General features: G+C 65.1%; 20 protein-coding genes. 16 read left to right on the top strand and 4 right to left on the bottom strand.

Annotated elements, in window-relative coordinates; genetic code table 11:
- Positions 1 to 77 precede the first annotated feature (77 nt).
- The 4 genes from galK (at position 78) to AB0J47_RS14080 (ending at position 4,605) form a co-directional block, all read left to right on the top strand.
- Complete coding sequence (galK, locus tag AB0J47_RS14065; protein WP_364345164.1) at positions 78 to 1,193, top strand: galactokinase; 1,116 nt, start codon at positions 78 to 80, stop codon at positions 1,191 to 1,193.
- A gap of 139 nt (positions 1,194 to 1,332) precedes the next feature.
- Positions 1,333 to 3,039, top strand: coding sequence for a sodium:solute symporter family protein (locus tag AB0J47_RS14070; protein ID WP_364345222.1), 1,707 nt, complete (start codon positions 1,333 to 1,335; stop codon positions 3,037 to 3,039).
- Between the two features lie 12 nt (positions 3,040 to 3,051).
- Positions 3,052 to 3,303, top strand: coding sequence for a hypothetical protein (locus tag AB0J47_RS14075; protein WP_364345166.1), 252 nt, complete (start codon positions 3,052 to 3,054; stop codon positions 3,301 to 3,303).
- A 72-nt stretch (positions 3,304 to 3,375) separates the two neighbouring features.
- On the top strand, positions 3,376 to 4,605 hold the full coding sequence (locus AB0J47_RS14080) for an epoxide hydrolase (protein ID WP_364345168.1): 1,230 nt from the start codon (positions 3,376 to 3,378) through the stop codon (positions 4,603 to 4,605).
- On the opposite strand, the gene AB0J47_RS14085 is transcribed toward AB0J47_RS14080, so the two are convergent.
- Complete coding sequence (locus AB0J47_RS14085) at positions 4,602 to 5,222, bottom strand: TetR/AcrR family transcriptional regulator (protein ID WP_364345170.1); 621 nt, start codon at positions 5,220 to 5,222, stop codon at positions 4,602 to 4,604. The two genes, AB0J47_RS14080 and AB0J47_RS14085, sit on opposite strands and share 4 nt — an antisense overlap.
- Positions 5,223 to 5,376: 154 nt before the next feature.
- On the opposite strand from AB0J47_RS14085, the gene AB0J47_RS14090 reads away from it, so the two are divergent.
- From AB0J47_RS14090 to AB0J47_RS14115, 6 genes are all read left to right on the top strand, one after another.
- On the top strand, positions 5,377 to 6,744 hold the full coding sequence (locus AB0J47_RS14090) for an NAD(P)-binding domain-containing protein (protein ID WP_364345172.1): 1,368 nt from the start codon (positions 5,377 to 5,379) through the stop codon (positions 6,742 to 6,744).
- A 9-nt stretch (positions 6,745 to 6,753) separates the two neighbouring features.
- Positions 6,754 to 7,893: a serine hydrolase domain-containing protein gene (locus tag AB0J47_RS14095; protein WP_364345174.1), complete on the top strand. Its 1,140-nt coding sequence runs from the start codon at positions 6,754 to 6,756 to the stop codon at positions 7,891 to 7,893.
- Positions 7,893 to 8,933: an NAD(P)-dependent alcohol dehydrogenase gene (locus tag AB0J47_RS14100; protein ID WP_364345225.1), complete on the top strand. Its 1,041-nt coding sequence runs from the start codon at positions 7,893 to 7,895 to the stop codon at positions 8,931 to 8,933. The genes AB0J47_RS14095 and AB0J47_RS14100 overlap by 1 nt, the downstream gene beginning before the upstream one ends.
- Before the next feature lie 20 nt (positions 8,934 to 8,953).
- A complete protein-coding gene (locus tag AB0J47_RS14105; protein ID WP_364345176.1) occupies positions 8,954 to 10,627 on the top strand; it encodes a class I adenylate-forming enzyme family protein in 1,674 nt (557 codons plus the stop codon).
- A gap of 4 nt (positions 10,628 to 10,631) precedes the next feature.
- The gene (locus AB0J47_RS14110; protein ID WP_364345178.1) at positions 10,632 to 12,374 is read left to right on the top strand and encodes an amidohydrolase family protein; all 1,743 of its coding nucleotides are present in this window, start codon (positions 10,632 to 10,634) and stop codon (positions 12,372 to 12,374) included.
- A gap of 531 nt (positions 12,375 to 12,905) precedes the next feature.
- Positions 12,906 to 14,084, top strand: coding sequence for a DoxX family membrane protein (locus tag AB0J47_RS14115; RefSeq protein ID WP_364345180.1), 1,179 nt, complete (start codon positions 12,906 to 12,908; stop codon positions 14,082 to 14,084).
- 13 nt (positions 14,085 to 14,097) lie between these two features.
- On the opposite strand, the gene AB0J47_RS14120 is transcribed toward AB0J47_RS14115, so the two are convergent.
- Positions 14,098 to 14,559 carry an STAS domain-containing protein gene (locus tag AB0J47_RS14120; RefSeq protein ID WP_364345182.1) on the bottom strand — a complete coding sequence of 154 codons (462 nt, stop codon included), beginning with the start codon at positions 14,557 to 14,559 and terminating at the stop codon, positions 14,098 to 14,100.
- 209 nt (positions 14,560 to 14,768) lie between these two features.
- On the opposite strand from AB0J47_RS14120, the gene AB0J47_RS14125 reads away from it, so the two are divergent.
- Genes AB0J47_RS14125 through AB0J47_RS14135 form a run of 3 tightly spaced genes read left to right on the top strand, consistent with a single transcriptional unit; the run spans position 14,769 to position 17,688 of the window.
- Positions 14,769 to 15,812 carry an ABC transporter substrate-binding protein gene (locus tag AB0J47_RS14125; protein WP_364345184.1) on the top strand — a complete coding sequence of 348 codons (1,044 nt, stop codon included), beginning with the start codon at positions 14,769 to 14,771 and terminating at the stop codon, positions 15,810 to 15,812.
- On the top strand, positions 15,809 to 16,858 hold the full coding sequence (locus tag AB0J47_RS14130) for an iron ABC transporter permease (RefSeq protein ID WP_364345186.1): 1,050 nt from the start codon (positions 15,809 to 15,811) through the stop codon (positions 16,856 to 16,858). The genes AB0J47_RS14125 and AB0J47_RS14130 overlap by 4 nt, the downstream gene beginning before the upstream one ends.
- Positions 16,855 to 17,688: an ABC transporter ATP-binding protein gene (locus AB0J47_RS14135; protein ID WP_364345188.1), complete on the top strand. Its 834-nt coding sequence runs from the start codon at positions 16,855 to 16,857 to the stop codon at positions 17,686 to 17,688. The genes AB0J47_RS14130 and AB0J47_RS14135 overlap by 4 nt, the downstream gene beginning before the upstream one ends.
- Positions 17,689 to 17,937: 249 nt before the next feature.
- Here AB0J47_RS14135 and sigC read toward each other — a convergent pair whose 3' ends face one another.
- Positions 17,938 to 18,504: an RNA polymerase sigma factor SigC gene (sigC, locus tag AB0J47_RS14140; RefSeq protein ID WP_364345190.1), complete on the bottom strand. Its 567-nt coding sequence runs from the start codon at positions 18,502 to 18,504 to the stop codon at positions 17,938 to 17,940.
- Here sigC and AB0J47_RS14145 point away from each other — a divergent pair.
- Positions 18,503 to 19,303, top strand: coding sequence for a zf-HC2 domain-containing protein (locus AB0J47_RS14145; RefSeq protein WP_364345192.1), 801 nt, complete (start codon positions 18,503 to 18,505; stop codon positions 19,301 to 19,303). The two genes, sigC and AB0J47_RS14145, sit on opposite strands and share 2 nt — an antisense overlap.
- Before the next feature lie 14 nt (positions 19,304 to 19,317).
- Entirely contained in the window at positions 19,318 to 21,624 is a 2,307-nt protein-coding gene (locus AB0J47_RS14150) for a heavy metal translocating P-type ATPase (RefSeq protein WP_364345194.1), read from the top strand.
- A gap of 1 nt (position 21,625) precedes the next feature.
- Here AB0J47_RS14150 and AB0J47_RS14155 read toward each other — a convergent pair whose 3' ends face one another.
- Positions 21,626 to 23,572 carry a cytochrome c oxidase assembly protein gene (locus AB0J47_RS14155; RefSeq protein WP_364345196.1) on the bottom strand — a complete coding sequence of 649 codons (1,947 nt, stop codon included), beginning with the start codon at positions 23,570 to 23,572 and terminating at the stop codon, positions 21,626 to 21,628.
- 380 nt (positions 23,573 to 23,952) lie between these two features.
- On the opposite strand from AB0J47_RS14155, the gene AB0J47_RS14160 reads away from it, so the two are divergent.
- Positions 23,953 to 25,008 (top strand): cbb3-type cytochrome c oxidase subunit I (locus AB0J47_RS14160; RefSeq protein WP_364345198.1); only part of this gene is annotated, 1,056 nt, incomplete at its 3' end.

Here is a 25,008-nt window from a genome sequence, read left to right on the forward strand (position 1 = left end):
TGTCTCGTAGGGTGTGGTGCCCAGGGTTGCTGGGATGACATGCGTGAGCACTGGCAATGCGACGAGGTGAGGAATTCGTGCCGAAGTGGGTGGCGCCGGGTCGGGTCAACATCATCGGTGAACACACCGATTACAACGACGGTTTCGTGCTGCCCATCGCATTGCCGCTGGTGGTCGAGTGTCAGGCAGAGGCGCGAACCGACGGCCGGGTCCGGGTGCTCTCGCGGCAGCGGCCGGGTGCGACGGTGCTGGTCGCGGTGAGCGAGCTTGCCGCCGAACGGGATCGGGTGCCCGGATGGTCGCGGTATCCGCTGGGCGTTGTGTCCGAATTCGCGCGCCGTGGTTATGTGTGTGACGGCGTCGACCTGGAGTTGGACGGTGCGGTGCCGATCGGTGCCGGATTGTCGTCCTCGGCAGCGCTGTCGTGTGCGGTGGCGGTCGCGCTGCGAGATCTGTTCGCGCCCACCGTCACCGATCGCGAGTTGATCGATCTTGCCCGCGCCGCCGAGAACGACTACGCCGGAGTGCCGACCGGACTGCTCGATCAGTCCGCATCGATTCTGTGTACGGCCGGACATGCGTTGTTCCTGGATGTGCGCCGGTTGGTCGCGAACGACAGTGTCGCGCACGAACAAATCCCATTCGATCTCGATCGGTTCGGGCTGGAGCTGTTGGTGATCGATACCGGACAGCCGCACGCGCTGATCGATGGTGGTTACGCACGGCGGCGCGCTCAATGCGAGGCCGCCGCCGCGGCACTGGACGTGCCCGCACTGCGCGATATCGAATCGGCGGCGGTTGTGGACCGCATCGGCGATGCGGTACTGCGGCGGCGAGCGCGGCATGTGGTGACCGAGAATGCGCGAGTACTCACGATTGCCGAAAAGTTGCGAGGAGGTGCGGATCCGCGTGCGATCGGACCGATCCTGACCGTGGCGCACGAGTCACTGCGTGATGATTTCGAGGTTTCGACACCGGCACTGGATGCCGCGGTATCCGCCGCGCTCGACGCCGGGGCGCACGGCGCGCGCATGGTCGGCGGTGGCTTCGGCGGCAGCGTTATCGCGCTCGTCGATCAGGACGACACCGCGGCGGTCACGGACGCGGTGCGAGATCGATTCGCGCAATCGGGTTTCCAGGCGCCGCGCACCTTCGTCGTCGTGGCCGGCGCGGGTGCGCACCGCATCGTTTGAGCAACTGTCCAACTTTTGTGCGTGAATGTACCGCGCGGGTACGGCACAATCACGCACAGTAGAACGCGAGACGCCCGGTTTCATCGCCTGGAGGGACGACGCTGTGCCGCTTGCCGATTCGACCCTTTACTCATCGGCGCTGGATGCCGTCTCGGTACAAGCCGAGACGACACTGCGCCTGGACGCGCAGCCCGTCGACTATGCGCTGGTAGCGCTGTATTTCGTCTTCGTAATCGGCATCGGTCTGCTGGCCAGGCAGCGGGTCTCGTCGAGTATCGACTTCTTCCTGTCCGGACGATCGCTGCCCGCCTGGGTGACAGGTCTCGCGTTCATCTCCGCCAATCTGGGCGCGGTCGAGATCATGGGCATGTCGGCCAATGGCGCCGAATACGGCTTCCCCACCTTCCACTACTTCTGGATCGGCGCGGTGCCGGCCATGCTGTTCCTCGGCGTGGTGATGATGCCGTTCTACTACGGCTCCAAGGTGCGCAGTGTGCCGGAATTCATGCGGCGGCGCTTCGGTACCGGCGCACATCTGGTGAACGCGTTGAGCTTCGCGATCGCGCAGGTGCTTATTGCCGGGGTGAATCTGTATCTGCTCGGGTCGATTCTGAATGTGCTGCTGGGTTGGCCGCTATGGGTGTCGGTGATCGTCGCCGCGGCGATCGTGCTGTCCTACATCACCCTCGGCGGATTGTCCGCGGCGATCTACAACGAGGTATTGCAGTTCTTCGTGATCGTCGCCGCGCTGCTGCCGCTGACGCTGGTCGGTCTGCACAAGGCCGGAGGCTGGGATGGGCTGCGCGAGAAGGTGAGCGCATCCCCCGGCGGTGGCGCGCAGTGGGACTCCTGGCCGGGCAATGCGCTCAGCGGGTTCTCCAATGACTTCCTTTCGGTGGTCGGCATCGTCTTCGGGCTCGGATTCGTCCTCTCCTTCGGCTACTGGACCACCAACTTCGTCGAGGTGCAGCGCGCACTGGCGACGCATTCCATTTCGGCCGCGCGACGCACCCCGATCATCGGCGCGTATCCGAAGATGTTCATTCCGTTGATCGTGGTGATTCCCGGCATGATCAGCGCAGTGCTGGTACCGCAGATGAGCGAGTACAAGGCGGCGGAGACGGCGGGTTCGAACTACTCCGGCGATGCCACCTATAACCAGGCGCTGCTGTATCTGATGAAGGATGTACTGCCCAACGGGCTGCTCGGTGTCGGGCTCGCCGGATTGCTCGCGGCGTTCATGGCGGGCATGGCGGCCAATATCTCCGCCTTCAATACGGTATTCAGCTATGACCTGTGGCAGCAGTACGTGCGGCGGGATCGGCCGGACGGGTATTACCTGAACGTCGGTCGCCTCGCGACGGTCGGCGCGACCGTCGCGGCAATCGGAACCGCGTTCATCGCAGGCAATTTCAGCAATATGATGGATTATCTGCAGACGCTGTTCAGCTTCTTCAACGCACCGCTGTTCGCGACCTTCATTCTCGGTATGTTCTGGAAGCGGATGACGCCGACGGCGGGTTGGATGGGGCTGGTCTTCGGAACCACCTCGGCCATTGTGGTTTTCATCCTGCACAAGACCGATGTCTTCGAATTATCCGGTCAGGGTTCGAGTTTCGTCGCGGCCGGTGTGGCGTTCGTTGTGGATATCGTGGTCAGCGTCGCGGTTACCCAGGTGACGCGGTCGAAGCCGGATGCCGAACTGGTCGGGCTGGTGTATTCGCAGACGCCGAAGGAACTGCGGCACGATCCGGACGAGGCGGATCTGCCCTGGTATCAACGGCCGGTGCTGCTGGCGGGGATCGCGCTGGTCCTGGTCATCGCGCTGAATATCATCGTCGGATAAGGAGGCCAGTCGATGCTTTTCGATATCCGCACCATTGTCGGCGCGCTGCTCGGCAGTTACGCCGTCGTTCTGGTCGTGACGGGGCTGGTGCACAACACCGCGGCCGAGGAGGCCAAGACCGGTGGAGTGAATGTGAATATCTGGGCTGGGCTCGGGATGGGGGCGGTGGCGATCGCCTTCCTGGTCTGGGTGTTGTTGCGGCCGGTCCCGGTGCCGACCAAGGATGCGCCTGCCAGCGAGGAGGATTCGCCTCCGGAGGCATGACTCAGGGCTCGCGATTCGCTGGTGTTACGGTCGAGGCATCCGAGATTCGCGAAGCGGTTACAGGAGAGAGCTTTGAGCCACGCCGACCCGTTCCCGCTCCGGCCGACACCAATTCACGTACCCGATGCGGTGCTCGCGGATCTGCAGCGGCGACTCGCACTGACACGCTGGCCCGACGATGCGGGCAATGACGACCGCTACTACGGCGTAGACCGCCGCTACCTGCAGGAACTCGTCGAGTACTGGCAGCACGAATACGACTGGCGCAAGGCCGAAGCCGCGATCAACGCCTATGACAACTACCTCGTCGACGTCGATGGCGTTCCGGTGCATTTCCTGCGCAGACCCGGAGTCGGCCCGAATCCGATACCGCTGATCCTCACCCACGGCTGGCCGTGGACCTTCTGGCACTGGGCCAAGGTCATCGATCCGCTCGCCGACCCCGGTGCGTACGGTGGCGATCCCGCCGATGCCTTCGATGTGATCGTGCCGTCTTTTCCCGGTTTCGGATTCTCCAGCCCACTGCCGAAGCACCCGGATATGAACTTCTGGAAGGTCGCCGACCTGTGGCACACGCTCATGACCGAAACCCTCGGCTACACCAAATATGCCGCCGCGGGGTGCGATGTGGGCGCGTTGGTCACCGGTCAACTCGGCCACAAATACGCCGACGAGCTGTACGCGATCCATATCGGCTCGGGCCAGAAGCTGACGCTGTTCGAGGGCGACCGAGCCTGGGATATCAGCGGCGGGCGTCCCATTCCGGACGGGCTGCCCGATGAGGTCTATGCCCGAATCATCGAGTTGGAGCACCGTTTCGGCGTCCACCTCGCGGCGCACGTCCTCGAACCGAGCACCTTGGCCTTCGGCCTGTCCGATTCACCCGCGGGCATGCTCGCCTGGATACTCCAGCGCTGGATGGCATGGAGTGACGACGACGGCGATATCGAAACCGTCTTCACCAAGGACGATCTGCTCACCCACGCCATGATCTTCTGGGCCACCAATTCCATCGGCACCTCGATCCGCACCTACGCCAATAACAACCGCTATCCCTGGACCCCGTCGCACGAGCGCCACCCCGTCATCGAGGCGCCCACCGGCATCACCTTCGTCGGCTACGAGAATCCGCCCGGCGTCACCACCGCCGACCGCGTCGAGCACTTCCGCGCCAGCGATCGCGGCCCCTGGTACAACCACGTCAACCTGACCGCCCACGACCAGGGCGGCCACTTCATCCCCTGGGAAATCCCTGACCTCTGGACTCAGGACCTTCGCCGCACCTTCCGCGGCCGCCGCTAGGCAGGGGCTTGCAAAGCCGGGAACCAGATGTCGGTGAGGACTTCGGCGGCCTGGTCGGTGGAGACATCGATGGTGCCCTGCATGGCCCAGCGGGTGAAGAAACGTTCCAGTTGGGCAACAAGGAGTTCCACGCGTAGGCGAGCCTCGTCGCGGCGGCTTTCGGGCCAGCGGGCGAGGTAGGAAGTCATGGCGTTGGGCAGGGCCAGGATGCCGCGGCGGGCGATTTCGCGGAATTCCGGCTCCAGTGCGGTGGCCTCGTCCCAGGCGGGCAGCAGGTCCTTGTATTCGTGGAACCAGGCGATGGCGCGGGTCACCCAGTCCACGAATTCCGCGCGGGAGCCGGTGTCGAGCACCCGGTCCAGATCCTCATAGAAGTGCAGTGCGGTCGGCGCGGTGCTCTGTTCGGCAATCGCACGCAGGATCTCGAGCTTGCTACTGAAGTGCAGGTAGAAGGTGGCGCGGCTACAGCCGACGGCGGCGGCGATGTCGTCGACCCGCACCGCCGCATAACCGCGTTCGGTGAACAGCGCCTTGGCGCCGTCCATCAGTCTGGCGCGGGTCTGCAGCTTCTGTTCGTCGCGCAGGCTCAGTCCGGGCGGATTCGACTTGGTCGGCATGATAGACATCATGTCATTCACTAGACAGTACGTCTAGCCAGTGCTAATTTGTTGCCTACGTCACTCCACGTGCCGCAGGCGGCGCGGGATGGTTCGCCGCATCGGATCCGGTGCCGCCCACGTGACGGCAATCCTTCGGACGAGGACTACGGAATTGACTCACAGCAATCTGCCCCGGGTATGCGTCATCGGCGCGGGCCCCTCCGGAATCACCGCCGCAAAACGCCTGCAGGACTTCGACATTCCCTTCGAGGTCTTCGAGGCGAGCGATGAAGTGGGCGGCAATTGGTATTTCAAGAATCCCAATGGGATGTCGGCCTGCTACCAGTCGCTGCATATCGACACCAGCAAGTTCCGGCTCGCCTTCGAGGATTACCCGGCGCCCGAGGAATGGCCTGACTTCCCGCACCACTCGCAGCTCTTCCAGTACTTCAAGGACTATGTCGACCATTTCGGCTTCCGCGACAAGATCCTGTTCAATACCAAGGTCACCGCGGCCGGGCGCCAGCAGGACGGCAGCTGGCTGGTCAGCGCGAGCGATGGCCGCACCCGGGCCTACGACGTGCTGATCGTCTGCAACGGCCACCACTGGGATCCGCGCACTCCGGACTATCCGGGCGAATTCGACGGTGTGCTGATCCACAGCCACGCCTACAACGACCCGTTCGATCCGGTGGATATGCGCGGTAAGAAGATCGTGGTGGTCGGCATGGGCAACTCCGGGCTCGATATCGCCTCGGAACTATCGCAGCGGTTCGTCGCCGAGAAGCTGACCGTTTCGGCACGCCGCGGGGTTTGGGTGCTGCCGAAGTATGTCAACGGCAAGGTCGGCGATAAACAGAGTGTGCCGCCATGGATTCCACGCAAGGTCAGCCTGAAGCTCAAGCAGCGTTTCGTACGCAAGTTCCGCGGCGATATGGAGTTCTACGGTCTGCCGAAACCGGATCACAAGCCGTTCGAGGCGCATCCGTCGGCCAGCGAGGAGTTCCTGCATCGCGCGGGCTGCGGCGATATCGCCTTCAAACCGGCCATTACCGCACTGGAGGGTCCGCAGGTGCGCTTCGCCGACGGCAGCGCCGAGGAGGTGGACGTAATCGTCTGTGCCACCGGCTATCACATCAGCTTTCCGTTCTTCTCCGATCCGAAGCTGGTACCGGACGAACAGAATCGCATCCCGCTGTTCAAGCAGATGATGAAGCCGGGTGTGGACAATCTGTTCTATCTCGGTCTGGCCCAACCGTTGCCGACGCTGGTGAATTTCGCCGAACAGCAGAGCAAGTTGGTCGCGGCCTATTTGACCGGCAAGTACCTGCCGCCGTCGGAGAAGGAGATGAATGCCGAGATCACGGCGGCCGAACAGCGCCGCACCGGACGGTATTACAACTCGCCTCGGCACACGATCCAAGTCGAGTTCGAGCCCTATGTGCGCGATATGAACCGGGAAATGGCAAGGGGCGCGAAGCGGGCTGCCGCCGCCGGCAATGCGTTGCCGGTGCCCGCCAGAGCGCTCGAGAATGCGTGAGGGCGGCCGATGACGACATCAGGATTCTGTACGGATGAATTCGCCGGTGTGCGAACGGAATTAGCCGCACAGATCGCCTCGGGTGCGGAACTCGGTGCATCGATCTGCGTGACCGTCGACGGCGAACCGGTTGTCGATATCTGGGGTGGACACCGCGATCTCGAGCGGACCGCGCCATGGACCGAGGACACCCTGGTCAATGTCTTCTCCATCAGCAAAACCATGACCGCGCTGTCCGCGCTGCTGCTGGTGGACCGGGGCGAGCTCGATGTGCAACAGAAGGTCGCGCACTACTGGCCGGAATTCGCCGCGAATGGCAAGGGCGATATCGAGATTCGCCATCTACTCGGTCACACCTCCGGGGTCTCGGGTTGGGAGCGGCCGATCGAGCTGGCCGATATCTACGACACCGAGGCGGCGAGCGCGCGGCTCGCGACACAGCCGCCGTGGTGGGAGCCGGGCACGGCATCGGGCTATCACGCACTGAACTATGGACATCTGGTCGGGGAGGTGGTCCGTCGAATTACGGGCCGCACCCTCGGCCAGTTCTTCGCCGAGGAACTCGCCGGACCGCTGAATGCCGATTTCCATATCGGCACCGCACCCGAAAACCATCACCGCATCGCACCGCTCGTCCCGCCGCCGCTGCTGCAATTCGATATGGCCGCGCTCGATCAGGACAGCATCCTGGTCAAGACGCTCACCAGTCCGCTGCTCGATATTCCGGAGGCCAATAGCGCCGCATGGCGGGAGGCCGAAATCGGGGCGGTGAACGGGCACGGCAATGCGCATTCAGTGGCCGCGGTGCAGTCGCTGGTCGCCTGCGGTGGAGCGCTGCACGGCCGAAGGTTGTTGTCGGAGAAGACAATCGATCTCATCTTCGAACAGCAGTCCGACGGTGCGGATCTGGCCCTGCTACTGCCGCTGCGCTTCGGGCTCGGTTACGGACTCCCCCAGTCGCAGACCGCGCCGGAGGTGCCCGACGGGAAGGTCTGCTGGTGGGCCGGATTCGGCGGCGCCATCGTGGTCAACGATCTCGATCATCGAGTCACCTTCGCCTACACCATGAACAAGATGGCGCCGGGACTCATCGGCTCCGATCGTGCGAATGCCTATCTGCGCGCGGTGTTTTCGGTGGTGCGCGCATGATGCGGGCATTACAGCTCACCGAACCGGGTGTACTCGAACTGCGTGAGGTCGCGGTGCCCGTGATCGGTCCGACTGATCTGCTGCTGCGGGTCGGTGCGGCGGGTATCTGTCATTCCGATCTGCATGTGCTGCATATTCCGTTCAAATTGCGCGAGGATCCGCTGACGCTCGGGCACGAGGTGGCGGGCACCATCGAGGCGGTCGGCAGTGCGGTCGACAGTCGGGTGGTCGGCGAACGCGGCATCGTCTACCTGTGCTGGTCGTGCGGTGTCTGCCGAGAGTGTGTGAGCGGCAATGAAAATGTGTGCCTCGCCGCCGGACGTACCGCCATGCCGCCGTGTCCGGGACTCGGTCCAGACGGCGGGATGGCGGAGTACATCCGCATACCCGCCAGCTCTTTCGTGCCGATCGGCGAGCTGGATTTCCTGCAGGCCGCGCCGCTGGCCGATGCGGCGCTGTCCAGCTATCACGCCATCAACGGCGCGCGAGAGCAGTTGTACCCCGGTTCGGTCGCGGTGGTCATCGGCATCGGCGGACTCGGCCATGTCGCGGTGCAGATCCTTACCGCGACCAGCGCGACGCACGTGATCGCCGTTGACGTGAGCGAGGACAAACTGGCCCTGGCCGCCCGCTGCGGTGCGGCCGATGGCCTGCTCTCCGGTGCCGATACCGCGCGCGAAATCCTGGACCGCACCGATGGCCGTGGTGCCGATGCCGTTTTCGACTTCGTCGGTGTCGATGCGACCGCCAGGTTGGCAGTGGAATCGGTCGCCCCCAATGGCGCGTATCGCATGATCGGGCTCGGCGGTGGTGCACCGGAAGTCACGGCCGGACCAGCGGGCGGTCCGGGCTGGCCATGGGGCGCTTCGATTCGAAAGTGCTACGGCGGCACCAAATCCGATCTGATCAACTCCGTAGCCCTGGCCCAGTCGGGCCGGCTGACCGTCGAAACCGAACGCTTCGAGTTGGCGGACGGCCGCGCAGCCCTCGACCGACTGGAGCGCGGACTCATTACCGGCCGCGCCGTACTGGTGCCCTGACCCACGAGGAAGTGCCTCCTATGACAAAGCCTTTCGATCCACAGGCAATGGCCGCACAGGCCGTTGCGCGGCTGACCGGTCCCGGCGGGCCGTTCGAGATGACGGTCGAAAATGTACTCGGCGCGCGTATTCCGGTGATCAAGGACCGGGTGCGCGCATTGCGCGAAGTGCTCGCGGCATCGGTCGCCCTGGGTGATCGCGACTACCTGGTCACCGAGGACCGACGGATGTCCTATGCCGAGCACGTGGCCGCTGTCGGCGCGCTGGCTCGCGCGCTGCGGGAGCGATACGGCGTCGGAAAGGGTGACCGAATCGGCATTCTCGCGGCCAACACTACCGAGTGGGTGGTGACTTTCTGGGCCGCGCAGACGCTGGGCGCGATCGCCGTCGGCTACAACGCCTGGTGGATGCCGCGCGAAATCGCCTACGGTTTGGAGCACACCAGCCCGAAGGTCCTGATCGTCGATGCGAAACGCGCAGGCCAGGTGGCGCAGCTGGATATCCGGGTTCCCGTGCTCACCATGGAGCACGACCTACCCGCGCTGATCGCCGAGTACGGCGACGGCGAGCTACCGAACACCCCGGTAGACGAAGACGATCCCGCGGTAATCCTCTACACCAGCGGCACCAGCGGCCGCCCCAAGGGCGCAGTGCATTCGCAGCGAAACCTGGTGGCGGTCATCGACTATCACCGGTTCAACGACACGCTCGCCGCCGCCTTCCAGGGCGGCATCGACGACGGCAGTCCGAAGGGCCGCCGATTCCTGCTCACCTCCCCGCTGTTCCACATCGCCAGCCTGCACAATCTGGTGCTGCCGCGCATGGCGACCGGCGATACCGCCGTCATCTATCAGGGCGCGTTCGACGCCGACCGGATACTGCGGCTGATCGAACAAGAGCGGATCAGCAACTGGGGTGCGATGCCGACCATGGCGAGTCGCCTGCTCGAAGTGGACCTGTCGAAGTACGATCTGACCTCGCTGGCCGCCTTCTCGCTGAATTCGGCTCCGTCCTCGGCCGCACTGCAACAGCAACTGCGCGAACAACTTCCAGTCGCCAAGACCGCGCTGGTGACCAGCTACGGCATGACCGAATGCAGTACCGCGGCGACCATTGCCGCACCGGCCGAACTCGCCGCCTTTCCGGACACCGTGGGCCGTCCCGTGATCGGAGTCGACCTGCAGATCCGCGATGCGCTCGGCGAACCCGTCGGCGAGGGCGTCGAGGGTGAGATCTGGGTGCGCAGCCCCTACGTCATGCTCGGCTACTGGGCGGATGAGGCCGCCACGGCCGCCGCCATCACGCCAGAGCGCTGGTTGCGCACCGGCGATATCGGAGTCCTCGAGCAAGGCCGACTCCGATTGTCCGGCAGGCGTTCGGATCTCATCCTGCGCGGTGGCGAGAATGTGTACCCGACCGAGGTCGAGCAGTGTCTGGACGAACATCCCGCGGTGCGCGAATCCGCCGTCGTCGGGATGCCCGATGACGATCTCGGCCAGCTGGTCGCGGCACTGGTTGTCGTCGAGAATGCCTCCGCCACAACCGAACAGGAACTGACGGAATTCGCGAGGCAGCGCATCGCGTACTACAAGGTCCCCGCACGGTGGCGGATCACCACGACTCCCCTGACCCGCAATGCGACCGGCAAGGTCGTGCGGGCCGGGATTGCCGACGCCCTTTCCGCCGCGGAGTGAAGTTATGTACGACACGATCATCAAAGGCGGACGTTGGTTCGACGGCACCGGTTCGCCCTCGGCCATCCGTCACCTCGGAATCCGGGAAGGTTCTATAGCCGCAGTTTCGGCCGAACCGCTCGATGAGACCGACTGCCCGCACGTCATCGATGCCACCGGGAAATGGGTGATTCCCGGCATGATCGATATCCATACCCACTACGACGTCGAGGTGCTGCAGAGTCCGGCGCTGGCCGAATCCATCCGGCACGGCATTACCACCGTGCTGCTCGGGTCGTGCTCATTGTCGACGGTGCATGTCGACGCATCGGACGCCGGTGATCTGTTCGGCCGGGTGGAGGCCATTCCGCGCAAACATGTGAGCGCGGCAATGACCGAAATCAAGTCTTGGACTTCGGCGCACGAATATGTCGAGGCGCTGGAGGCGCTGCCGCTCGGGCCCAACCTCGCCGCCTTCATCGGGCATTCCGATATCCGCGCCGCTGAGATGGGATTGGATCGCGCCACCCGCAAGGAGATTCGGCCCACGGATGCCGAATTGGACTCCATGGCAGTGAAACTCGATGAGGCATTGGACGCGGGCTTCGTCGGCATGTCCTCCCAACAGCTGCTATTCGACAAGCTCGACGGTGAGGTCTGCCGATCGCGCACCCTGCCCTCGACCTATGCGACCACCCGCGAACGCCGCAGGCTGAATGCGATCCTGCGGCGTCGCGGCCGGGCGTTGCAGGGCGGGCCGGATGTGGCCCGGCCGCAAAGTCTGGTCGCGATGGCGGCGAGCAGCCTCGGCATCTTCCGCAAACCACAGAAGGTCAGCCTGCTGTCGGCGGCCGATATCAAGGCCATTCCCACTGTCGCCCAGATCTTTCCGTTGATCGCACGGCTGCTCAATCGGCTCGGCGGTGACTTCCGCTGGCAGCATCTGCCGGTGCCGTTCGAGGTCTACTCCGACGGTATCGATTTGCCGGTATTCGAGGAATTCGGTTCGGGCGCAGCGGCATTGCATCTGTCCAACCAGTTGGAGCAGCGCCGGGAGCTACTGCGGGACGAAGGCTATCGACGCCGATTCCGTAAGGATTACGACAAGAAGTTCGGGCCGCGGGTATGGCATCGCGATTTCTTCGACGCCGAAATCGTCGAGTGTCCGGATGCTTCGGTGATCGGCAAGACCTTCGGTCAGGTCGGGCAGGATCGCGGTGGCTTGCATCCGGTGGACGCGTTTCTGGATCTGGTCGTCGAATACGGGGACAAAGTGCGTTGGCGCACAACGATTTCCAATCACCGACCACAGGTGCTCGACAAATTCGCCGCCGACCCCGGGGTGCAGCTCGGCTTCTCGGATGCGGGCGCGCATCTGCGGAATATGGCCTTCTACAACTTCGGGCTGCGGTTTCTGCGCCGGGTCTACGACGCCGAGCGCGCGGGGCGTCCGTTCCTGTCCCTCGAACGCGCGGTGCATCGGATCACCGGTGAACTCGCCGACTGGTACGGCATCGACGCGGGCCACCTGCGTCTCGGGGACCGCGCCGATCTGGTCGTCATCGATCCCGCACAACTGGACGAGACCATCGAGGCCTACGCCGAAGCACCGATCGCTGTATTCGACAACCTGTCGCGCATGGTCAACCGTAGTGACGCCACGGTGGTCGCGGTGCTCGTCGGCGGGGAGTATGTCTTCGGGGCGGGCGTGTCGGCACCGGTGCTCGGCACCCGCCGGACGGGCCGCTTCCTCCGGGCGAGTACCTGACCTCGCCATACCGACCGCCCCCAGACAGCTCGCTTCGCCGCCGCATGCACGCTCAGGGTGCTGCCACCTCGCTGCGCTACGCGATGGCGCATCCGGACGTGCGCCCTGATGTTGTGCAACCCCCTGACCTGGAACACCATGCGCGCCGGAGGCCAGTCGGCGCTGGCATGGTCGATACCAGACTCCCGCTGGCACCGGTGCCCGCAGGTTGGTGCTTCCGGATGGCATCATCTCGCGGATCGTCGCCGATCAGCGCGCAGAACCGCATCCTGTCGGCCCGCGCGGGAGCCCGACTCGACGAGACACTGCATCCACACACTCGAATTAAGCTCACGGAATGCGACCACCTGCCTATGGTGGAGGATCCAGAGAACCGTAACGAACATCATCACTACCTTTCTGTTCAGTCCAGAGGTACGGCCGTTCGGCCTTACAGAACACCCGGTCAACCCCGGATTCAGGTGTTGATCTTGTTGTTTGAGAGCGCCGAACGCGGTTACCCGAACCTCAGCCATCGAGGAAAGGGACGTCATGTTGCTACGCCGATTTGCCCGACCACTGCTGGCGACCGCGTTCGTCGCCGATGGGGTCGACGCACTGGTCCACCCCGAGCCGCGCACCCAAGCGGCATCGACCCTGGTCCAGCAGGGTCAGCAATCGCTGCCCGACAAGTTCGCCGCGAAATTGCCAGCGGATCCGGGGACGGTCGTGCGGATCAATGCGATCACCCAGGTCTCGGCCGGTGTGCTGCTTGCCCTCGGTAAGTTCCCGCGCCTGGCCTCGCTCACCTTGGCCGCGACGGTGATTCCCGCGACGGTCACCGAACAGGATTTCTGGGCGGAAAAGGATCCGGAGCGCAAGGCGGCCAAGCGCAACGCCTTCCTCAAGGATGTGAGTCTGCTCGGCGGTCTGATGATCGCCAGCGCGGATACCGAGGGCAGGCCGTCGCTCGGCTGGCGTGGTCGACGCGCCGCGAGCAATGCCACGGCGGCGGTTTCGGCCGCATTGCCGTTCACCGCAACGGATTCGGCGACCGGCGAGGCACTGCGACGGCATGCAGTCGATGCCGCTGTGCGGGCCCGTGAACTCGGCGATGTCGCGGCGACGCGGGTCGCGGGTGTCGCGCAGGAGCGGGGCTCCGATATCGCGGATACCGTCAAGGAGCACGGTCCGGAATGGGCCGAGTCGGCCAGAGAACGCGGTGCGAAGTGGGCGGAAAAGGCGGCCGAACTCGCCGAGCTCGCCAAGGAACGCGGGCCCGAACTCGCATCGACGGCGCGTGAGCGCGGTGCGCATCTCGCCGAAATGGCTCAGCACCGCGGGGCCGAGCTCGCCGAGCTCGCCAAGGAACGCGGACCGGAATTCGCTTCGACCGCGCGCGAGCGCGGCGCCGAACTCTCGGAGAAAACCCAGAAGCGTAGTGCGCGCTTGGCGGAGAAGGCCCAGCACCGCGGCATCGAGCTCGCCGAGCTCGCCAAGGAACGCGGGCCCGAACTCGCCTCGACCGCACGCAAACGTGGCGCCGAACTCTCGGAGAAAGCACAGAAGCGCGGTGCGCGTTTAACCGAGAAGGCGGAGCGGCAGGCCAAGAAGGCGCAGCCGCGGGTCGACAGGGCGCTGCGCCGTCTCGATAAGGCTCAGGAGCGTGCGGCTCTCGCGCAGGAACGGATCGCCAACGCACGTGCCCGCGTGGAGGCGCGGCGCAGCTGAAAGCACACGGACCCTACACCGGGGCAGCACATCCCGGTGTAGGGTCCGCGAGTGCCGCGGCCAAGGAACCGACGCGGCAGAAGTTCGTGGTGAGTCCGGTGAGCTCGATGGCCCGATCGACACAGCGCACCGTGGTGATCAAAACCATTCGGCGGTCGGCCTTTTCCGCCGCCGCCTGGGCCTCGACCAGGGTCGTCAGTCCGGCGGCGGCGAAGAAGGTGACCGGGGACAGGTCGACGACCATGATCGAGCCCTGAGAACCGAAGGCGCGCAATAGCTTGTCCCGTAGTCGCGGCGCGGTCGACAAATCGACCTCGCCCGCGACGACCACCAGCGTGACATCACCACGCGGACGGCTCACGGTGAATTGGATGATCCGAGCTCCGGACACGGTCGAAATATCAACGCGCTCACCGTGTCCGGTTTTGTCACGGTCAGCGGGTCTACCTGCCGGATAAGCGAAATGGGTCGACATGCGCTGGCTCCTGCGGTCCGGTCGGACCTGTCTCACCAGTCAAGCAGGGTCGGCCGGGTCTGTACAGGGATCCTGTGCGCCGCACGGTAACGGATGCGAAAAATCTCCGGGAACCAGGGCGTGGGGCCGTACGACTAAGTGTGCATGCAGCACACAGCGGTGCGGATGCGCCCTACCGACACCGGCGATCGCATCGAAAGATCCCGCCCATGAAACGTAGCGCGGTGCTGGCCCTGGCCGTCGGCACCCTCGCCGTCGCCGGATGTTCGACGACGGTCACCGAATCGGCGACCACCGCACCCGCTGCCGCGACCGAGGGCATCACGAAATATCCCGTCACCGTGGAGAACTGCGGCAAGAGCTACACCTTCAGCGAGGCACCGAACCGGGTCGTGGTGATGAACGGCGGTTCCATCGGCGAGGTTTCGTCGCTGGTCGCCCTGGGCGTCGCGGACCGCGTCATCGCCAATGCGCAGTCCTACGGCTCCTCCGATGTGCCCGGCCGCGGCGATGCCATCGCGGCTCTGCCGACCGGTGGGATAACGCCGAACAACCTGCAGGACATCCCCCGCGAGGCCATGCTCACACAGCATCCAGATCTCGTCATCTCCACCGGGGGTGGCGGCTTCTCCGCCGATCAGGGTTTCGCGACTCGCGCGGAGCTGTCGGGTGCCGGTGCCAATACCTATGTGCCCCGGGCCAATTGCGGTTCGACCGGTGCAGTCACCGGTACTCCGACCATCGAGGACAGCTATGCGATGCTCCGCGACTTCGGCACGATCTTCGATGTGCCCGGCCGCGCCCAGAAGCTCATCGACGACGCCGAGCGCAAGATCGCCGAGACATCCGCGCGGGTGGCCGGGCAGCCGAAGAAGAATGTCCTGCTCATTTTCCCGGGTATGGGTATGGGCGACGGGGGCGACTTTTCGGCCATTGCGGCGGGCGGTATCTGGAACGACGTAATCGACAAGGCCGGTGCGATGAATCCGTTCAACCACACGGACGGAACCACTTTCGTGACGATCAGCAAGGAACAGCTCGCCGTCGCCCCGATCGACGGGCTCATCGTGGTCGACTACCGCAATCCCGACATCGATGGCGCGGCCAAGCGGATCCTCGAGCAGTTCCCGCAGTGGAATGCGAGTAAGAACACCAACTACACGGTGCTCTCGGATTCGATCTACCTCGGGCCGAGCAATGACATCGCGGTAGACAAGATCGCCAGACTCGTACACCCCGAACAATTCTCATGACCAACACGCTTCGAAGACAGCGGTTATCAGCGACGACACCGCTGCCCATCGCGATTGCCGTTTCGGTGGCAATCCTGTTCGTGGTCATGCTGGTATCCATCGGTGTGGGATCGGTGACGGTCTCGATTGCCGATACGTTCCGCGTCATTCTCGCCCACTTATCCGGTAACACACCGGATGTCGGGTTCACGGTCGACCAGATCGTCTGGAACTATCGCCTCCCCCGGGTAATCCTCGCCGCGCTCTGCGGCTGCGGCTTGGCGATCTCGGGCGTGATTCTGCAAGCGCTGGTGCACAATCCGCTCGCCGACCCGTATGTGCTCGGATTGTCATCGGGTGCCTCGCTCGGCGCGGTGACCGTGATCGTCACCGCGGGTGCGGCACTCGGCGGTATCGGCGTCTCAGGCGCCGCCTTTGTCGGCGCAATCGGCACCGCCGCAGTGGTTTTCGCAGTCGGACAGCGACGCGGCACGCTGGCACCGACCCGTCTGGTGCTGGCCGGTGTCGCCGTCGGCTATCTGCTGCTGGCGGCGACGAACTATCTCCAATTGCGTGCCACCCCGAATGAGCTTCGCGCGGTGATGTTCTGGACCATGGGCAGCGTCTCCGGGGCGAGTTGGACCCGACTCGGACCGGTCACGCTGGTAGTCCTCGTGGTCGTGACCGTCGTGCTGGCCTTCGGCCGTCGCCTCAATGTGCTCGGCACCGGCGACGAACAGGCCACCGCGCTCGGCGTCGACGTCCGCACCACCCGGATCATCCTGCTGGTGCTTGCCTCCCTGCTGACCGGCGTGCTCATCGCTGTGGCGGGCGGAATCGGCTTCGTGGGCTTGATGATTCCGCATCTGACACGTCTGGCCTTCGGTGTGGACCACCGTAGGGTGCTACCGCTGGCGGCACTGCTCGGCGCGGCATACCTGGTCCTGGTCGACCTGCTGTCGCGAACCATCGACGCCCCGCACGAACTCCCGCTCGGCATCTTCACCGCCGCCTTCGGCGCGCCGTTCTTCCTTTGGCTACTCCGCCGCGAGGGAGGTCCCGCATGACCGGGCGACCCGCCCACACTGGGTGCCCGGTTGCGGCACAGGGCGGCCGGATCGCCGAGTTGTCGGTGGTTGAGGTCACTATCGCTCTCGCAAGCGCACAGGTGCTGGATGCGGTGACGTTGCATGCTCCGCCGGGGTCGTTCGTCGGGGTGGTGGGACCGAATGGAAGCGGTAAGACGACGCTGTTGCGCGCCATCTATCGCTCGCTGCGACCGGAGCGAGGCATGGTGCTGATCGATGGGGCCGATATCAGTGCGATGTCGGTGCGTGCGGCGGCACGCACCACGGCGGCGGTGCTGCAAAATAGTTCGGGCGCGCCGGAATTGACAGTCGCGGAGCTGATCGGCCTGGGCCGCAATCCGCATCACGCACTGTTCAGCCGGGACTCCGCCGCCGATCATGCGGCAGTGGCGGACGCCATGGCACGCACCGGTGTCACCGACTACGCCGAACGCCCGATCGGCTCGCTATCGGGTGGTGAGCGTCAGCGGGTGCTGTTGGCCAGAGCGCTCGCACAGCAGCCGCGCCTGCTGGTCCTCGACGAACTGACCAACCATCTCGACGTGCGCGCCCGATTCGAACTGCTCGACCTGGTCCGCTCGACCGGTATCACCACGCTGGCGGTACTGCACGAATTGGATCTGGCGGTGCGCTGCTGTGACCAGCTGGTCGTGCTCGATCATGGCAAGGTCGTCGCGGCGGGTGCGGTGCTCGAGGTCATGACGCCCGAGCTGCTACGGAAAGTCTTCGGTGTCAATGCCACTGCCGAGCAACACGATGACGGCGTTGTCCGATTGCACTACGCAGCAAAGCCTTTGGCCGCCCGATAAACAGTGGCGTCGACGCTGGGGCTCGTTACTCGATGCGGCCGCGACGGCTGCACCGCGCTCACGCACCGAAATAGTGGCGCCACACCGAGGCGGCGGCGCGGCTCGACGCTCGGGATTCGTTACTCGGGGAGCCGCGACGGCTGCACCGCGCTCATGCATCCCGCCGGAATTGCGGCGGCACAACGAGGCGGCGGCGCGGCTGGACGGCTCTGGCAGTCGCGGGACGGATCAACAACGAGTTGACCGAAGTCAACCGTTGGCGCGACGCCTACCTCCGAAACGCGTTGCGGCGATGAGGTCTTCGCGGGCACGTGCGACTCGGGACCGCACCGTGCCCACCGGACACCCGCACACCGCTGCTGCCTCGGCATACGACAAACCGAGCACCTGCGTCAGTACCAGCGCCTCCCGGCGCTCCGCGGACAGATCCTCGAGTAACAGCTTCAGCTCCACGGTGTCGGCGAGCCCATCCCGCCGCGCCACCTGACGGTCCGCCGCGGCCACCCAGTCGACGCCCGGGGCAATGCGCGGTCGGGCCACGGCCATCCGCACCTGGTCGACGACGACGCGGCGCGCGATCGACAGCAACCAGGTCCGGGCGCTGGAACGACCCTCGAAGCGCTTGATGCTGCCCAACGCGCGCAGATAGGTCTCCTGGGTCAGATCATCGGCACGCGACAGCTCGGTGAGGTGGGCCAGCAACCGCCAGACATCCTTCTGGGTGGCCCGGATAAAAGCTTCCAGAGCTCGTCGATCCCCATGCGCCGCAGCAAGTGCCAGCTGAGTCGTCTCGTCATCCTCGGCGGGCGTCGGCATGAGCTCGACAATAACCTGTGCGCGCCGCGGGAACTTTGTGGTGCTGGCGGACGACAATCTGGACGTGGAGTGCAAGGTATGCCGGACCGCGCTGTCGGCCCGGATCGATGGCGAACGCGAAACCGTGCCCGCGGCGCGCGTCGACGAACACCTCGAACAGTGCGCGCAGTGCTGTTCCTGGTACGCGGCCGCCGTGGAAACCTCGCGCCTGCTGCGCGGCGGCTCGGCGTACGCACCCGACCTCACCGATGCCATATTCGCTGCCGCCGATCTGGAGCGGCCGCGCGGATCGAGGTGGCGGACATCACTTTCGGAGGTGAAGTGGACCAGGCTACTGCTCGGACTACTCGGGGTCGTGCAGTGCGCGCTGGCGATCGGCCAGTTCGCCGGATTCGACTTCGGTATGACCCATCACCACGGCGCTGAAATGGCCGAGCACCTGATGAACGAGTCCACGGCATGGAGCCTGGCAATCGGCATCGGATTCATCTACTGCGCGCTGCGGCCGTACGCCACCTCCGGTGTGCTGCCGGTGCTCGGCGTGCTGGTGACAACGCTCACGGCCTTCGTCATCGGTGATCTGTATTCGGGGGTCGTGCCGATCTCTCGGGTGCTCTCGCACGGCATTCTGGTCGCCGCGCTGGTGTTGGTCGTGGTGGTACATCGCACCCGCCGAACGGAAACCTCACCGCCGACCCGCACGAGCAATCCCGCCCCCGCTGAACCCGTGCTGCCGCCCGGTGCACGATTCGGCCGCCGCACCGGCCATCTCCGCTCGACCCACGATCCTGCCGCCTGACCGAACGGAATTGAATGAATACAGCATTGCGCGGCGATTCCATGCGAGGTAGCGGTCAGACGACGGGTGGGCTCGATCTCGCCACCGTTGCAGAACGCGAAACCACCCGCATTTCGCTCGCGGTATCCGGAATGACCTGTGCCGCTTGCGCGAACCGAGTGGAACGCAAGCTCAATAAGGTCGACGGCGTACTCGCTTCGGTGAACTATGCGACCGGCGTCGCCACTGTCGATGCGGCCGAGGGCATTTCGGCCGACCAGCTCTGCGCCGAAGTAGTGGCGGCCGGTTACGGTGCGGAGCCGAGCGACAGCACCGGACCCATCTCCTGCGCCCCCGAGGAGGCGGCGGTCCGGGATCTGTTCCGCCGCTTGGTCGTCGCGCTACTGCTGTTCTTCCCCCTCGCTGATTTGTCGGTGATGTTCGCGATGGTCCCCGCCACCCGGATCACCGGCTGGCAGATCATCCTGACCGTGCTGGCGCTGCCCGTCGTGCTGTGGGCGGCCGCGCCATTGCATCGAAAGGCACTGGCGGGTGCGAAGAATTTCACGGCGAGCATGGACACGCTGGTGTCCGTCGGTGTGACGACCGCGACGCTGTGGTCGCTGGATACCATGTTCCTGCACGCGAATCGGACCGAAATCCCGAACGGCGTATGGGACGCGTTCTGGTCCGGTGATTCGATCTACCTCGAAGCCGCGGCGGGTATCACCACATTCGTGCTCGCCGGACGGTATTTCGAGGCGAAGGCCAAGCGTTCGGCGGGCAGCGCGCTGCGTGCGCTGGCCGCGCTCGGCGCGCGCGAGGTCACGGTGCTGACCCGCGACAATCGCGAAATGCGGGTCCCCATCGGCGAACTCGTCGAGGGACAGCGGTTCGTGGTGCGCCCCGGTGAGACCATCGCCACCGACGGCCTGGTGGTTTCCGGCGAGTCGAGTGTGGATGCCAGCGCCATGACCGGCGAATCAATACCGGTCGAGGTTACCGAGGGTATGTCGGTCATCGGCGGCACCACCGCGCTCACCGGTCGGCTGATCGTGGAGGCGGCCGCGGTGGGCGCGGGTACGAAGCTGTCGGGCATGATCCGGTTGGTCGAGCAGGCGCAGACCGGGAAGGCGCGCATGCAGCGCGTGGCCGACCGGGTCTCCGCTGTCTTCGTGCCCTTCGTCTTCGCCGTGGCGGCAGGTACTTTCGCGACGTGGTGGCTGCTCGGTTCCGGTGTGGACCGGGCCGCCTCGGCCGCCCTCGCGGTGCTGGTGGTCGCGTGTCCGTGCGCGTTGGGGCTGGCGATTCCGACGGCGCTGATGGTGGCCTCCGGGCGCGGAGCCCAGCTGGGCATTTTCATCAAGGGGCATCGTGCGCTCGAGGCCACCCGCGATGTGGACACGGTGGTGTTGGACAAGACCGGCACAGTCACCAACGGTGTGATGAGCGTCGTCGCGGTGACCGTGACGGATTCGGCGACCGATGACGAGGTGTTACGACTGGCGGGCGCGGTGGAGGCAGCCTCTGAACACGCCGTGGCCGCAGCCATCACCCGGCGCGCCAGGACGGTACTCGACGAACTACCGGAGGTCGAATCCTTCACGGCACTACCGGGTTTAGGTGCACGAGGTGTAGTGGCGGGTCGTGAAATCATGGTCGGTCGCCTGCGCCTGCTGAAGGATCGCGGTATCGATGTCCCGCAGACGCTGAGTCGTGCTGTGCGCCAACAGGAACGCGCGGGACGCACCGTGGTGCTCGTGGTAGTCGACGGTGCGGCCAGCGCGGTGATCGCGGTCGCCGATACCGTGAAGGACACCGCCGCCGATGCCATCGCCCGGCTGCATGCGCTCGGCCTGCGCGTCATGATGTTCACCGGTGACAACGCATATGCCGCACAGTCGGTCGCGGATGAGATCGGCATCGCTGAGGTGGTCGCCGAACTGCTTCCGGAGGGCAAGGTCGAACTGATCGCCCGCATGCAGGAACAGGGCCGCCGCATCGTCATGGTCGGCGACGGCATCAATGACGGCGCCGCGCTGGCCACCGCCGACCTCGGCATGGCCATCGGGGCGGGTACCGATGTCGCGATCGCGGCCGCCGATATCATCCTGGTCCGCGACGATCTCGCCGCCGTTGCCGATGCCATCGAACTCGCACATGCCACCTTGCGCACCATCAGGGGAAATCTGGTGTGGGCCTTCGGTTATAACGTGGTCGCCATCCCGGTGGCGGTGCTCGGCCTGCTGAATCCATTGATCGCCGGTGCGACCATGGCATTCTCGTCGTTCTTCGTGGTCTCCAACAGTCTGCGGCTGCGGCGGGTGCGGTTCCCGCGCTGAATCAGCGGCGTGACTGCGCCAACTGCTCCAGCATGGCGTTGTAGGCGACGAGGTCGGAGTCTGCGTACTCGTCGTCCTTGCGGTCGGTGCGCACCGCGGTGCGGCGATCCTGGGCCACCCACTGCGTCAGCAGCGCACCGACCACCAGCAGGATCGGGATTTCGCCGGAGACCCAGGCAATGCCGCCGCCGACTCGCTGATCAGCCATCAGGTCCATATGCCAGGTCAACTGGAGTTGTTCGTAGAAACGCTCGCCGATGATGGTGTTCATCGACATCACCGCGACGCCGAAGAAGGCGTGAAAAGGCATGATGGCGAACAACATACCGAGCCGACCCAGATGTGGCAGGCGACGCGGGCCCGGGTCGATGCCGATAATGGCCCAGTAGAACAGATAGCCGATGATCAGGAAGTGCACGTTCATCAAGACGTGCCCCCAGTGATAACGGATCAGGTTCTGGAACAGCGGTGTGAAGTACAGGCCGTAGAGCGAGAGCACGAAGGCCGTGATCGCGGTGCCGGGGTGGGCCAGTATCGCGGTCGGGCGCGAATGCAGAATCCACAGAACCCATTCACGCACACCGGGAACCGCGTCCTTGGGTGCGGCGGGGACGGTACGCAGCAGCAGGGTCACCGGTGCGCCGAGTACCAGCAGCACCGGTACGAACATATTGAGCGCCATATGCGTGATCATGTGCAGGCTGAACATGGCATAGCCGTATGTGCCGATGCCCGATGACGTCGAAATCAGCAGGGCCACACAGCCGCTCGTCCATGACAGCGTGCGCCATGGCGACCAGGTATCTCCGCGCCGCCGCAGCCGCAGCACCCCGGCGGCGTACAGCGCGATACCGGCGATACCGGCGGTACCGAGGACGATATCGAAGCGCCACATGGTCATCAGTCGCCACACATCGGCCTGCCCCGGCAGATCGAAGCCGAGGAACACCTCCTGCGCGGTGAATGAGCGGTCGGCGAACGCCGGAGCCGGTTGGACGGCCATCGACACCAGGGCGGCCGTCGCGACTACGGAAAGCGCGCCGGTTCCGGAGATCAGGACGCTCGAAACATTCTCGGCGGCAAACCTTCTCAGCATGGTCCCGATCGCGACGGCCGACACGACGACCACTAGAGCGAGCCGACCGTAGCTGGTGCTGAACAGCGCCGACCACGGCAACAGGATGGCACCGAGCACCAACCCGCTGAGCGTGGCCGCGGCAAGACACAACTGCCCGATGAGCGCGTACCGCCGGACCGCAGCCTGGGAACGGTTGCGCCGGACCTGTGCCGCCACACACCACGCCAGACCCGGCAGCACTGAGACCGCCGGTTGGAAGATGATCATCGCGCCGGTGGCGAAGTCGTGATTCGGCCCCTCCCCCGCATTGCCGACCATTGCCGGCGGCAGCACCGCGATCAGCGCCAGCACGGTCGGCACGACCAATCCGGTCCACGCCAACGTCAGCCGCGTAACCAGCGCGACGACACCGGCCAGCACCGCGACCACGATCCACGCCTTCGGCTTCTCGCTCGCATCGAACAGCGCGCCGACCGCACCCCGCTCCAGCGCGGCACTCATCGACAACCCGCCTACATTCGCCGCGCTCACCGGAATCAGGACCAGCGCCGAGCCGAGCCAAACCAGACTCGCCCGCTCCGCCACCCGGACCCCGGCGTAGCCGTCCACGTCGACCCGACCACGCGCGGTGACAACGGTGCAGCACAGCGCGTAGATCAACGCGCCAAGTGTGAACGCGCCCGCCAGCGCGGCGACTACCCGCAGCACGACATAGAGCAGGACATCCAGGAACCCGGGATACGCAATGCCCGCCGACTGGTACGGCATATCACCGGCCGCGAGCACAGAGAGCAGCACGAGCGCGCCGGCGGCGAGCGCCGCGATCAGCCACACGAGCTGGTCCGAGCGCTTCACCTGCACGTTTTCCACCAATCCTCGATGCCAAGAGCTGTGACGGGCAATGGACGTGCCGGCCCTCGCACACCGGTCGGCCGCGGCCCGATGCTAGTTCCCGGGCCCGCCACGGGTGCGACGCACCTCACATCGCAGGCGTCACAGCCGGACGGCGGCGGTCCGGCTGGACTGGCCGGTTTCAGATCGCTGGCCCGCATCAGCGCGCGCATCGGTCGCGGCAACCGCAGCCTCCGGGGCGGCGCGCGTACCCGGAGCACATCCCACCGTGGTCGCAGCCGGAGTCATACCGTGGAAGCAGACATGTCGGCGGCAATGGTGCAAAGCGCGCATGTCGGAAATAGAAGAGGCGCATAATCCGGACAAGGCTGATCGGCGATCGGAAGGTGGCGACGGCCGTGGTTACGACTGAACTCGAAGTTGTTCGGCCCTATCCGCAGCGGGTCGGGCCGAAGGGCTCCTATTTCTGGAAAATGCTCACGACCACCGATCCGAAGGTGCTCGGGGTCATGTATCTGACCAGCGCGATGACCTACTTCTTCATCGGTGGTCTCATCGCGCTGCTGATGCGCGGTGAGCTGGCCCGCCCCGGTATGCAGTTCCTGTCGACCGAGCAGTTCAACCAGCTGTTCACCATGCACGGCACGATCATGCTGCTGTTCTACGCGACGCCGATCCTGTTCGGCTTCGCCAACTGCGTGCTGCCGCTGCAGATCGGTGCGCCGGATGTGGCGTTCCCCCGACTCAATGCCCTCAGTTACTGGCTGTACCTGTTCGGCGCGACCATCGCCACGGCGGGATTCGTCACGCCCGGCGGCGCCGCCGACTTCGGGTGGACCGGCTACACCCCGCTGAGCACCATCGAGCACGCGCCGGGAGCGGGCGCGGATCTGTGGATCCTGGGGCTGGCGGTCTCCGGTGTCGGCACCATTCTCGGCGGCGTCAATATGATCACCACGGTGGTCTGCCTGCGCGCCCCCGGTATGACCATGTTCCGGATGCCGATCTTCACCTGGAATATCCTGGTCACCAGCATCCTGATCCTGCTTGCCTTCCCGATTCTGACTGCGGCTCTGATGGCGCTGGCCTACGACCGCCACCTCGGCGGGCATATCTACGATTCCGGCACCGGCGGCATCGTGCTGTGGCAGCACCTGTTCTGGTTCTTCGGACATCCCGAGGTGTATATCGTCGCGCTGCCGTTCTTCGGCATTGTCACCGAGATCTTCCCGGTGTTCAGTCGCAAGCCGCTATTCGGTTACACCACATTGGTTTACGCGACGCTGGCCATCGGCGCGCTGTCGGTCGCGGTGTGGGCGCACCACATGTACGCCACCGGCGCGGTGCTGCTGCCGTACTTCTCGTTCATGACCTTCTTGATCGCCGTCCCGACCGGTGTGAAGTTCTTCAACTGGATCGGCACCATGTGGCGCGGCCAGCTGACCTTCGAGACA

Origin of the sequence: Nocardia sp. NPDC049737 (assembly GCF_040674755.1) — a bacterium.
Taxonomy (GTDB): Bacteria; Actinomycetota; Actinomycetes; order Mycobacteriales; family Mycobacteriaceae; genus Nocardia.

Excerpts from the sequence above, each read along its gene's own strand:
- AB0J47_RS14150 (WP_364345194.1), top strand. The coding sequence starts at position 19,318 with ATGAATACAGCATTGCGCGGCGATTCCATGCGAGGTAGCGGTCAGACG.
- AB0J47_RS14095 (WP_364345174.1), top strand. The coding sequence starts at position 6,754 with ATGACGACATCAGGATTCTGTACGGATGAATTCGCCGGTGTGCGAACG.
- AB0J47_RS14115 (WP_364345180.1), top strand. The coding sequence starts at position 12,906 with ATGTTGCTACGCCGATTTGCCCGACCACTGCTGGCGACCGCGTTCGTC.
- AB0J47_RS14085 (WP_364345170.1), bottom strand. The coding sequence starts at position 5,222 with ATGCCGACCAAGTCGAATCCGCCCGGACTGAGCCTGCGCGACGAACAG.
- AB0J47_RS14120 (WP_364345182.1), bottom strand. The coding sequence starts at position 14,559 with ATGTCGACCCATTTCGCTTATCCGGCAGGTAGACCCGCTGACCGTGAC.
- AB0J47_RS14105 (WP_364345176.1), top strand. The coding sequence starts at position 8,954 with ATGACAAAGCCTTTCGATCCACAGGCAATGGCCGCACAGGCCGTTGCG.
- AB0J47_RS14110 (WP_364345178.1), top strand. The coding sequence starts at position 10,632 with ATGTACGACACGATCATCAAAGGCGGACGTTGGTTCGACGGCACCGGT.
- sigC (WP_364345190.1), bottom strand. The coding sequence starts at position 18,504 with ATGCCGACGCCCGCCGAGGATGACGAGACGACTCAGCTGGCACTTGCT.
- AB0J47_RS14130 (WP_364345186.1), top strand. The coding sequence starts at position 15,809 with ATGACCAACACGCTTCGAAGACAGCGGTTATCAGCGACGACACCGCTG.
- AB0J47_RS14075 (WP_364345166.1), top strand. The coding sequence starts at position 3,052 with ATGCTTTTCGATATCCGCACCATTGTCGGCGCGCTGCTCGGCAGTTAC.
- AB0J47_RS14100 (WP_364345225.1), top strand. The coding sequence starts at position 7,893 with ATGCGGGCATTACAGCTCACCGAACCGGGTGTACTCGAACTGCGTGAG.
- AB0J47_RS14145 (WP_364345192.1), top strand. The coding sequence starts at position 18,503 with ATGAGCTCGACAATAACCTGTGCGCGCCGCGGGAACTTTGTGGTGCTG.
- AB0J47_RS14135 (WP_364345188.1), top strand. The coding sequence starts at position 16,855 with ATGACCGGGCGACCCGCCCACACTGGGTGCCCGGTTGCGGCACAGGGC.
- AB0J47_RS14125 (WP_364345184.1), top strand. The coding sequence starts at position 14,769 with ATGAAACGTAGCGCGGTGCTGGCCCTGGCCGTCGGCACCCTCGCCGTC.